Origin of the sequence: uncultured Chryseobacterium sp. (assembly GCF_913776365.1) — a bacterium.
Taxonomy (GTDB): domain Bacteria; phylum Bacteroidota; class Bacteroidia; order Flavobacteriales; family Weeksellaceae; genus Chryseobacterium.
On sequence record NZ_CAJYMO010000304.1, the window covers coordinates 1 to 10325 of the forward strand.

Annotated in this window: 9 protein-coding genes; 8 read left to right on the top strand and 1 reads right to left on the bottom strand. The window is 44.9% G+C overall.

Going from position 1 to position 10325, the window contains the following annotated elements:
- The 7 genes from QZ735_RS15640 to QZ735_RS15670 all read left to right on the top strand — a co-directional run.
- The coding region (locus QZ735_RS15640) for a hypothetical protein (RefSeq protein WP_294250253.1) at nt 1–316 on the top strand (316 nt) is incomplete at its 5' end.
- 33 nt (nt 317–349) lie between these two features.
- Entirely contained in the window at nt 350–1063 is a 714-nt protein-coding gene (locus QZ735_RS15645) for an alpha/beta hydrolase-fold protein (protein WP_294250256.1), read from the top strand.
- A gap of 228 nt (nt 1064–1291) precedes the next feature.
- Complete coding sequence (locus QZ735_RS15650; RefSeq protein ID WP_294250258.1) at nt 1292–2245, top strand: hypothetical protein; 954 nt, start codon at nt 1292–1294, stop codon at nt 2243–2245.
- 30 nt (nt 2246–2275) lie between these two features.
- The gene (locus QZ735_RS15655; protein ID WP_294250260.1) at nt 2276–3397 is read left to right on the top strand and encodes a carboxylate-amine ligase; all 1122 of its coding nucleotides are present in this window, start codon (nt 2276–2278) and stop codon (nt 3395–3397) included.
- A gap of 34 nt (nt 3398–3431) precedes the next feature.
- Complete coding sequence (locus tag QZ735_RS15660; protein ID WP_294250262.1) at nt 3432–4271, top strand: GMP synthase; 840 nt, start codon at nt 3432–3434, stop codon at nt 4269–4271.
- Nucleotides 4272–4354: 83 nt separating this feature from the next.
- Entirely contained in the window at nt 4355–5539 is a 1185-nt protein-coding gene (locus tag QZ735_RS15665; RefSeq protein WP_294250264.1) for a hypothetical protein, read from the top strand.
- 18 nt (nt 5540–5557) lie between these two features.
- Nucleotides 5558–6016, top strand: coding sequence for a hypothetical protein (locus QZ735_RS15670; RefSeq protein WP_294250266.1), 459 nt, complete (start codon nt 5558–5560; stop codon nt 6014–6016).
- A 609-nt stretch (nt 6017–6625) separates the two neighbouring features.
- On the opposite strand, the gene cphA is transcribed toward QZ735_RS15670, so the two are convergent.
- Nucleotides 6626–9256, bottom strand: a complete 2631-nt coding sequence (gene cphA / locus QZ735_RS15675) for a cyanophycin synthetase (RefSeq protein WP_294250268.1) — start codon at nt 9254–9256, stop codon at nt 6626–6628.
- A 200-nt stretch (nt 9257–9456) separates the two neighbouring features.
- On the opposite strand from cphA, the gene QZ735_RS15680 reads away from it, so the two are divergent.
- On the top strand, nt 9457–10325 hold an 869-nt coding region (locus tag QZ735_RS15680; protein WP_294250271.1), incomplete at its 3' end, for a cyanophycinase.

The window sequence follows — 10325 nt, forward strand, 5'->3', positions numbered from 1 at the left end:
CTCAACATCCTTCCTCCGAAAGACAAGCCCATGTCATGATTTAAGAAAAAAGATGGATATGAAAGCATACATTGACTTCATAAAGCTGGGTGCACCGGAAAATTCTGTTTTAAAAAACAGTATAAGAAGAGTTGGACCAGAAGACTGGGAAGTAAAACCTCTAATAAATGCATTGATGATGCTGCTGCCAGCTAACCCGGTGGAAAACGGCGATTCAAGGAAATATGACTACCTGAACCTCCGGAAGATAAGACTAAAATTTCAGACATTCCCGAAAATGAAAAATTGGGAGGAATTAAGTTTATTCACTTTATAGGATCAACAACATACATTTAATCAAATTACAAAAATGCCGAAAATAGAACATACCGATTATTATTCACATATTCTGGGAACGAGCCTGCAGGTAGAAGTGACCGGCCACTACGGTTATCCCATTATCATGTTTCCGACTTCCAACGGGCAGTATACCCAGAACCATGATTTTCATCTCAACGGAAGCATCAACTGGTTCGTAGAACAGGGAAAGGTGAAGCTGTATAATATACAGACCATCGACAGCCGGAGTTTTTATGATGAAAGCATCTCCCCGCAGCAGCGGATACAGAACTACGAAAAATACGTGCAGTTCCTGATCCGGGAATTCGTGCCCTATATCCAGAAACTGCATCAGACCCATCGCGTAGCGGTGGCCGGGGCAAGCTTCGGCGGCTATCATGCAGCCAATTTCGCATTCCGGTTCCCGGACGTTGTTTCGCACCTTTTCTGCCTTTCAGGTGCTTTCAGCATACGTAATTTCATGGACGGCTATTCCGATGACCTGGTGTACTTCAATTGTCCGAAGGAATTTGTGAAATACGACGAAGCCTGGAAATACAGGCACATGCACATTGTGCTCAGCACTTCCGATCAGGACATCTGCAGGGACAAAAACAGGGAAATGGCAGACATCCTCGGTGAAAAAGGAATTGATTTCTGGTATGATGAACGAAAATGGATCAGCCACGACTGGCCATTGTGGAGAATGGTTTTCCCGACTTTTATAGGGGCTTTTTTCTCTTAGTTCATTTTTACACGTACTGATGATGCTAAAGATGGCAGATCACCTGAACACAAAGTCGCAGAAACTTTTTCTGTCAGCTGTTTTTAGGTTTGCAGACCCGTTCTGCTCACCTGAGAACAGATTAGAAGATCATTAAAGTGTATAAAAGCAGTTACGTTATGGTTTACACAGATCAGTATGAGAGAATACTCGATTAACTCAAAAAAATTAAACATTAAAAAATACATTATGGCTAAAAAAGTCGGAATTTTATTCGGAATGGAAGATACGTTTCCATGGGCATTCATTGATAAGGTGAATGAGTTGGGAGGCGGAAAAATTATTGCGGAACCGGTAACCATTGACAAACTGGAACAGGGTGCAGATTACGGGTATGCCGTTATTATCGACAGGATTTCACAGGATGTTCCCTTTTACCGTGCTTACCTGAAAAATGCTGCACTGAACGGAACATATGTCATCAATAACCCCTTCTGGTGGAGCGCAGATGAAAAATTCTTCAACAACGCCCTCATGAGCAAGCTGGGCATCCCGCTCCCGAAAACCGTACTGCTGCCTTCTTCCCAGCGGCCTGCCAATACTTCGGAAACGTCTTTCAGAAACCTGAAATTCCCCCATGACTGGGATTACATCTTCGACTATGTAGGATTTCCTGCCTATATGAAGCCGCATGACGGCGGGGGATGGAGAAACGTTTACCGGGTGGAAAGTCCGGAGGATCTCTGGAATAAGCTGGGAGAAACGGAACAGCTCGTGATGATGGTACAGGAAGAAATCATTTTTGACGATTATTACCGCGTCTATTGCCTGGGGCAGAAATATGTCCATATCATGCCGTATGCTCCCGGAAACGAGCCCCATCTGCGGTATGAAACCTCCCATAAAACTTCCGGGGCAAAGCTGAAAAAGCTGCTGAAGACGATTAATGAATATACGCTTACGATGAACAAAGCATTGGGATATGATTTCAACACCGTTGAATTTGCCGTGAGAGACGGTATCCCCTATGCCATTGACTTCTGCAATCCCGCTCCCGATGCAGACCGAAATTCCGTAGGAGAGGAAAATTTCGCCTGGATCGTAGAACATGCAGCCAAGCTGGCCGTTGAGAAAGCCAAAGAATATGTTCCGGGCAAACCGAATATTTCCTGGGGAACGTTCGTAAAAGATTCTGTGAAATAACCCATATCTTAATTAAAAACACGAAAAAAAATGAAACACCAGTTTACAATCGGAATCGAAGAAGAATACCAGATTATCGATGTGGAAAGCAGGGACCTTATCTCGCACGTTTCAAAAATCATAGAAGGCGGAAAAGCGGTACTGAGTGAAAATCTGAAGCATGAAATGCACGAATCCATGATTGAAATGGAGACAGGCATCTGCCAGAATATACAGGAAGCCAAAACCGAACTGACCAACCTCAGAAGACACCTGATTAAAACGGCCCACGAGCAGGGACTCCGCGTCTCCGGGGGCGGTACACACCCGTTTTCAAACTGGGAGCATAACACCATTACGGACGGTGAACGCTACAATAAAATTGTTGAAGACATGGGCGACGTGGCGCGGGGCAACCTGATTTTCGGGCTGCACGTCCATATCGGGATTCCCAACCGGGAAGAAGGTGTAAGGATCCAGAACGTGATGCGGTATTTCCTTCCCCATGTCTATGCCCTGTCTACCAATTCCCCTTTCTGGATCGGAAGGAATACCGGCTTCAAATCCTACCGACAGGAAATCTTCGTAAAGTTCCCGCGCACCGGAATCCCCAGTTTCTTCAACTCCCTGGCTGAATTTGACGGCTATGTAGACCTGCTGGTAAAAACCGGAACCATTGACAATGCCAAGAAAATCTGGTGGGATCTGCGGGTGCACCCGTTTTACCCGACCATCGAATTCAGGATCTGCGATATGCCGCTGAGGATAGAAGAAACCGTGTGCCTGGCTGCCATCATGCAGTCGCTGGTGGCTAAAATCTATAAGCTTCATCAGCAGAACCTGAGCTTCAGGAGCTACCGGAGGCTGCTGCTGAACGAAAATAAATGGCGGGCCTCCAAAAGCGGTATCGAAGCCCACCTGATCGACTTTGGGAAGGAAGAATCGGTACCTTATCCCGATCTTCTCAGGGAACTGCTGGAATTCATCGATGATGTGGTGGATGAACTGGGATGCCGCGAAGAGACCCAGTATGCGTGGAAAATCCTGGAACACGGAACCGGGGCAGACCGGCAGCTCCGGATCCTGAAAGAAACCGGTGACCTTACCAAAGTAGTGGATTACATGATCGCCGAAACCGAATACGGCATTACCCATGAAGAAAATCCCTGGTAATATTATATTTTGATACTTTTGACAACAATAGCGAATGACTACTAAACAGATCCGGATCGCCCTGCTGGACATGAATAACAACCGCGTCAATCAGGGATTTAAAAATATCACCGAAATTGCAGAGGACTTCAGGAAGAACAGCGCTGAAACAGTCAGCATCCGTGCTTTCGATGTCCGGTTTAAAAATGAAATGCCGGCTGTCGATGATTTTGACATTTTCATTTCTTCCGGCGGACCGGGAAATCCCCACCGGGAAGGCCTGGAATGGGAAGACCGTTTTGCAAAACTGCTGGACGGAATTTTCAGCCATAATAAAACTGACCACTCGAAAAAATACCTCTTCCTGATCTGCCACTCCTTTCAGCTTGCCGGTATCCACTGGAAGCTGGGGAATATCTGTGAAAGAAAATCGTATTCCTTCGGAGTAATGCCGGTCCATAAAACGGAAGACGGAAAAGATGAGTTCCTCTTTGAAAACCTTCCCGATCCTTTCTACGCTGTGGATTCCAGGGCATTCCAGTTTATAGAACCTGATCATGACCGCTTTGAAGAGCTCGGGATGAAAATCGTGGGGATTGAAAAATTCCGTCCGCATATTCATCTGGAACGTGCCGTGATGGCCATCCGTTTTTCTGATGAAATTTTCGGGACCCAGTTTCATCCTGAAGCCAATCCTGCAGGGATGATCGAAAACCTTAAAGATGAAAAGAACAGGCAGGCCATGATCGACAGTTTCGGAATGGAGAAATACCTGGAAACTGTAGACCGGATAGATGATGAAGATAAAATTATCCTCACCCAGAAACAGGTCATCCCCAGATTCCTGCAGTCGGCAAAGGAACGGCTGCTGGAACAAGAAGACACATCTGTCTGAAAAGGGGGAGCTCTTAAGATTGTAAACTAATAACCAATAGGCGGACAGGCAGCTGTCCGGTTTTATACCAACACAGGGAAATTATGATTCCAACATACAGAAAACAGTTCAACCGGGAATTTTCACAGGAAAAGTACCAACGGTTCAAGGAAATACTGGAAGAAAAAAGCGGACTGATGCCTGCCTTCAGGGTTTCTGAAAGCCCTTTGTTTTTATCAAAAGGATTTGAGATGAAATTATTGGAGGCGAGCCAAAGCATCATCAGCCAGATTAAAAATATTTCTCCGGAAAAACTCCTGAAGGCAGTTCCGGAAAACTGCCGCGTACCGGGCGATACAGATCAGCCGCATTTTTTCACCATTGATTTCGGAATCTGTAAGGATGAAGCCGGTGAAATCGTTCCACAGCTGATCGAGCTGCAGGCCTTTCCTTCGCTGTATGCATTCCAGAAAGTTTTTGAGGATACCTTCTGCGAGGTCTACCCTTTTCTCTCCGGGATCCGGAATACGATGCCTGAGGAAGATTTCAGGAATCACCTGAAAAAGCTGATTATTGGACCTGAAGACCCGGAAAACGTGATCCTTCTCGAAATTTTTCCGGAAAAGCAGAAAACCGCCATAGATTTTGCATTGACCGAAAAATTGTTAGGCATCAAGACCGTCTGCCTTACAAAACTGAAAAAAGACGGCAAAAAACTATATTATGAAAGTGGCGGGCGCCTTATTGAGATAAAGAGAATTTACAACCGGGTCATTTTTGACGAACTGGATCGCATTCCCGACCTTAAAACCGAATTTGATTTCCGGGATGAGGTGGAAGTAACCTGGGTTACCCATCCGAACTGGTTCTTCAAGATTTCCAAATTCCTGCTGCCGTTGCTGGAGCATCCGTACGTTCCGAAAAGCTATTTCCTTCACGAATTCCCGACGCATGAAAAGCTCGAAGACTTTGTTCTAAAGCCTTTATTTTCGTTTGCCGGAAGCGGAGTCAATCTTCATCTGACCCCGGAGATTACTGATGTGATAGAAGATAAAGAGAATTATATTCTGCAGCGCAAGGTGCAGTATGAACCTGTTTTTGAAGACATCAACGGTGATTTTTCAAAAGCAGAGATAAGATTGTTATATATTTGGCACGAAAATGAACACGATCCGGTCCTGCTGGAAAATCTTGGAAGGATGACCAAGGCTGATATGGTGAATGTGGATTTCAATAAAAAGGACGCCATCTGGATCGGCAGTTCGCATGCTTTTTTTGCGGAGGAATAATTTTAAAACTGATATACAATGGAAGAAAGCTCAGCTTTTCAGGAGTTTGAAACAAAAGGAAACTTTACAAGAAGAAGAAATTTATTACCCCTGTGGATCAAAATATCCATATGGTTCTTTTTGATAACAGCCTCCTTTGCGGCTCTTTTTTTAATCATCGGACCATTTCTACAAAAAATCGATCTGTCGCTCTACGGAATTACCGCCACTCATTCCTATACCGTACCGGGAATGATTACTACGGTTTTATTACTGTTCAAAGGAATTGTTGCTTACGGGCTTTGGTTCGAACAAAAATGGGCACCACAGGCTGCAATCATCGATGCCATCACAGGGATTGCCGTCTGCATCATCATGATGGTTGTGGTTCCGTTTACCGCTCCCAATATCAACTTTACCGTACGACTGGAATTGATTCCATTGTATTTTTATCTGGTTAAAATGCAGAAAATAAGAAAACTCTGGGAAAATCTTTAAGCAAAAACCTCCGAATTGTTGGAAGTTTTGTTTTTCAGTACCCTTTTGATCCTGTATTTTATCCCCACCAAAAGACGGCTCTGCTGATTTTCTGCTTAGCAAATAATCCAATGGATCTCAGTTCTGTAAAAGTCTAAACCCTCTCTGTAATGATCACTTCCGGATATTCTGCCGATAAAAGGATTAGCAAATAGTAAAAACGCTTTTATACGTGCCAGTTTTGCCTCCTCACTCAAGATCTGTTTTTCATATTTTTCAGATACCGGATATTTTTTATTTTCGAAGTAGTTAAAATTTTTACAGGAATTATGCAGGTAATGATAATGGGTCAGATCTTTACGCAAATCATGCATTTTCTTTTCCAGATAAAACATTCTCCCCGCATTCAGATGATCACACCTTATGAGCCGGCTCTGTCATCATCCATATGATCACCTTCCAGATCCATCATTTCTACAATATGGAAATCATCGTCAGCAATAAGATAAAATTTCGAATGATACTGATGGAGACCCAATCCAATGACCCGATACTTATCCCGGTTATTAAAAAACTCCGGCGGCATCTGAGATGCCGCCGGGATTATAATTAATGAATACTTTTACGAATTCACTGCATCTTATCATCTTCCATCAGCTCACGGGTCTGGTATTCCTGAACCAGATCAATCGCATTGGAAATCACATCGCTTAAAGCGGTAATAAAGGTGCCTTCTTCGGCCATTCCCATGGCATGTTTCAGGGCTTCGATTTCCTTAGGGATGATCTCATAGCTTACATTTTTCCCTGAAGACTGCATCCCTTCAATGATCAGTCCGTTGATTTCATCCTCGGTTCTTCCGCGGAGGTGCTTTTCGTTTCTGATGATAATATGATCGAACATTCTTCCGGCAATTTTCCCGCACTCCCTGATATCGCTGTCCCTGCGGTCGCCCACACCGGAAATGATCCCGATTTTCTTGGTGGATTCCACGTTTTTCAGATAATCTTCGATGGCTTCGTATCCTGAAGGATTATGGGCAAAGTCAATCAGTACCTTGAAGTTTTTGAATTTGAATACATTCAGCCTTCCCGGAGTCAGCTGGGCACTCGGAATAAATGTACGCAGGGAATTGGAAATATCCTCAATGCCGAAACCGTACAGGTAGCAGGCTAAGCTGGCAGCAAGTACATTTTCAATCATAAATTTGGCCTTCCCTTCCATCGTGATCGGGAAATCCTTTGCTTTTCCGATCCTGATTTTCCAGTCGCCTTTTTTGATGGTAACGAAACCTTCTTCGTAAACGCAGGTAATACGCCCTTCCTTGGCAAATTTCTGGATATGCGGATTGTTTTCATCCATACTGAAAATGGCAACCTGGCTGTCAAGATCCCTGATAATACGCATGGAATATTCACTGTCGGCATTGAGGATGCTCCAGCCGCTTTTTTTCACGCTGTCCAGCACTACCCTTTTAACCTTTGTCAGGTCTTTCAGGTTGTGGATGTCATTCAGTCCAAGGTGGTCTTCCTCAATATTGGTCAATACACCGATGTCACACTGGGAGAAGCCCAATCCGGAACGTAAGATACCGCCTCTCGCCGTTTCCAGTACCGCGAATTCCACAGTAGGATCCTTCAGGATAAATTCTGCCGACATCGGGCCTGTCGTATCCCCTTTGGTCAGCATAGTATTCTGGATATAGATACCGTCTGAAGTGGTGAAACCTACCCTGTAGCCATTGCTTTTCACAATATGGGAGATCAGGCGCGTTGTTGTCGTTTTTCCGTTGGTTCCCGTAACGGCAATAATCGGGATGGTGAAAGGTTTTCCCTGCGGGTACAGCATGTCCACTACCGGAGCCGCTACGTTTCTCGGGAGCCCTTCGCTTGGGGCTAAATGCATACGGAAGCCGGGGGCCGCATTTACTTCAATAATGGCACCGCCGCTTTCTTTCAGAGGCTGCGTAAGGTTTTCTGCCATGATATCGATACCGCAGACATCGAGGCCGATGATCTTTGAAATCCTTTCTGCCATGGTAATGTTTTCAGGATGCACCATATCGGTCACATCAATGGAAGTTCCGCCGGTAGAAAGGTTGGCCGTGGATTTCAGATAGACCACTTCTCCTCTCTGCGGAACGGTTTCCAAGGTATATTTCAGCTTCTCCAGCAGCTCTGTTGTATCTTTATCAATCTGGATTTCGGTCAGCACGTTTTCATGGCCGTAGCCTCGTCTCGGATCGGTATTTTCCTTGTCGATCAGCTGCTGTACGGTCATTTCACCGTCACCTACTATGTGAGCGGGAACCCTGCGGGCTGCCGCTACCATCTTATTGTTGATAACAAGCACCCGGAAATCATATCCGGTAATATATTTTTCCACAATGACTTTCTGGGAATATTGCTGCGCGTGGACAAGACCTGTTTTTGCCGATTCCCAGTCGGTTACGTTGATTGAGGAACCTTTGCCATGATTTCCGTCCAGCGGCTTGATCACGACCGGATAACCGATTGACCGCACCACGCTGTCCAGGCCTTCTTCGTCTGTGATGAGTTCTCCTACCGGAACCGGGATGGCCGCATCATGCAGCATTCTCTTGGTCCGTTCTTTATTACAGGCGATGTCCACTGCAATAGAGCTTGTCTTTCCGGTAATAGTAGCCTGGAAACGCTGCTGGTTGACGCCATACCCAAGCTGTACCAGGGAATTCGTTCCAAGCCTGATCCATGGGATCTTACGCGAAACAGCTTCTTCCACAATGCTTCCCGTAGAAGGCCCGAGGCGCACCCTTTCACGGATTTCCTTTAAGGTCTGGATACAGGCATTGATATCATATTCTTCATTGCTGATCAGTGCTTCGGCAATTTGTACTGCCTGTTCAGCAGCATAGATTCCTGCATTTTCTTCAATATAATTAAATACGACGTTATATACACCCGGCGTCTTGGTCTCACGGGTTCTCCCGAATCCCACTTCCATGCCTGCCAGTGTCTGGATCTCCAGCGCAATATGCTCGATAACATGTCCCATCCAGGTACCGGTCTCTACACGGTGAAAAAATCCGCCCTCATAGCTTTCGGAGCATCGGTGGCTATAGAGTGAGGGAAGCAGTTTTTCTATTCTTTCCCTGAAACCTTCGATCTTATTGGTAGGGAAATTTTCCATTTCTTCCAGGTCCAACCTCATCTGTATCAGCTTTTTCCTTCTGATACTCCAAATATTAGGGCCGCGCAACGCCTGTATTTTCTCAATTTTCATAGTCTATTTGCATTTTTAATAGTTAACGATAACTCCATCAGCTATCAAAGATAATGCAAAACCCGGAATGAAACTATAGCAGGATTAAAGATTTACAAAAAATAAATAAAAAAAATAACCGATTCTAAAATCTTAGGAATCAACATAATCTACCATAGATTTTTATAGCCGTTAATTATTTTTTAACTTTGCAGACTATGATGAGACCCGTTGGAAAATTAATTGTCATCGGTGGCGCTGTCAATAAAGGCAGTTTTGCTGAAACCGATTTTGATCAGAATATAGAAAAAAACCTTAATTTCTTTGAACGGGGAATTCTCCGGAAGATCATTAACGAATCGAAACTGAAGGAAAATTCGGTGATCGAAATCATTACGACCGCTTCACAGATTCCCCAGATTGTAGGTTCCGAATATAAAAAAGCCTTTGAATTTCTAGGGGCTAAAAACGTGAACATCCTCGATATCCACAACCGGGATGAAGCGAATTCAGATGCCATTGTGGCCCGGGCCAATGCGGCAGACGTTGTGATGTTTACCGGTGGCGACCAGCTGAGGCTGACCTCCATTCTGGGCGGGACCCGCTTCCACGACACCATTCTGCTGAAATACCAGGAGCAGGATTTTATCTATTCCGGTACCTCAGCTGGAGCGGCTGCAGCTTCTGAAAACATGATCTATCAGGGAAGCAGTTCGGAAGCCCTCCTGAAAGGGGAAATCAAAACCACACAGGGATTAGGCCTGATCGATAATGTTATTATTGATACCCACTTTGTACAACGCGGACGGATCGGAAGGCTGTTCCAGGCTGTCGTGAATAATCCCAGGACCTTAGGGATCGGTTTGGGAGAAGATACCGGACTATTCATCCATAATGAAGTAATGACTGCCGTAGGATCCGGACTGGTCATTCTTGTTGACGGCAGGTTTATTAAAGATACCAATCTTACCAATATCAATCTCGGTGAGCCTATTTCTATTGACAACCTAACGGTGCACGTGATGTCCATGAACGATCATTTTGATCTGAAGACCAAAGCTCTGACAATCGAAAATTCACAATTCAACCC

What these genes read in the sequence shown, in the direction of transcription:
- cphA (WP_294250268.1), bottom strand. Translation starts at nt 9,256, where the DNA reads ATGAAAATTGAGAAAATACAGGCGTTGCGCGGCCCTAATATTTGGAGT.
- QZ735_RS15670 (WP_294250266.1), top strand. Translation starts at nt 5,558, where the DNA reads ATGGAAGAAAGCTCAGCTTTTCAGGAGTTTGAAACAAAAGGAAACTTT.
- QZ735_RS15665 (WP_294250264.1), top strand. Translation starts at nt 4,355, where the DNA reads ATGATTCCAACATACAGAAAACAGTTCAACCGGGAATTTTCACAGGAA.
- QZ735_RS15660 (WP_294250262.1), top strand. Translation starts at nt 3,432, where the DNA reads ATGACTACTAAACAGATCCGGATCGCCCTGCTGGACATGAATAACAAC.
- QZ735_RS15655 (WP_294250260.1), top strand. Translation starts at nt 2,276, where the DNA reads ATGAAACACCAGTTTACAATCGGAATCGAAGAAGAATACCAGATTATC.
- QZ735_RS15645 (WP_294250256.1), top strand. Translation starts at nt 350, where the DNA reads ATGCCGAAAATAGAACATACCGATTATTATTCACATATTCTGGGAACG.
- QZ735_RS15650 (WP_294250258.1), top strand. Translation starts at nt 1,292, where the DNA reads ATGGCTAAAAAAGTCGGAATTTTATTCGGAATGGAAGATACGTTTCCA.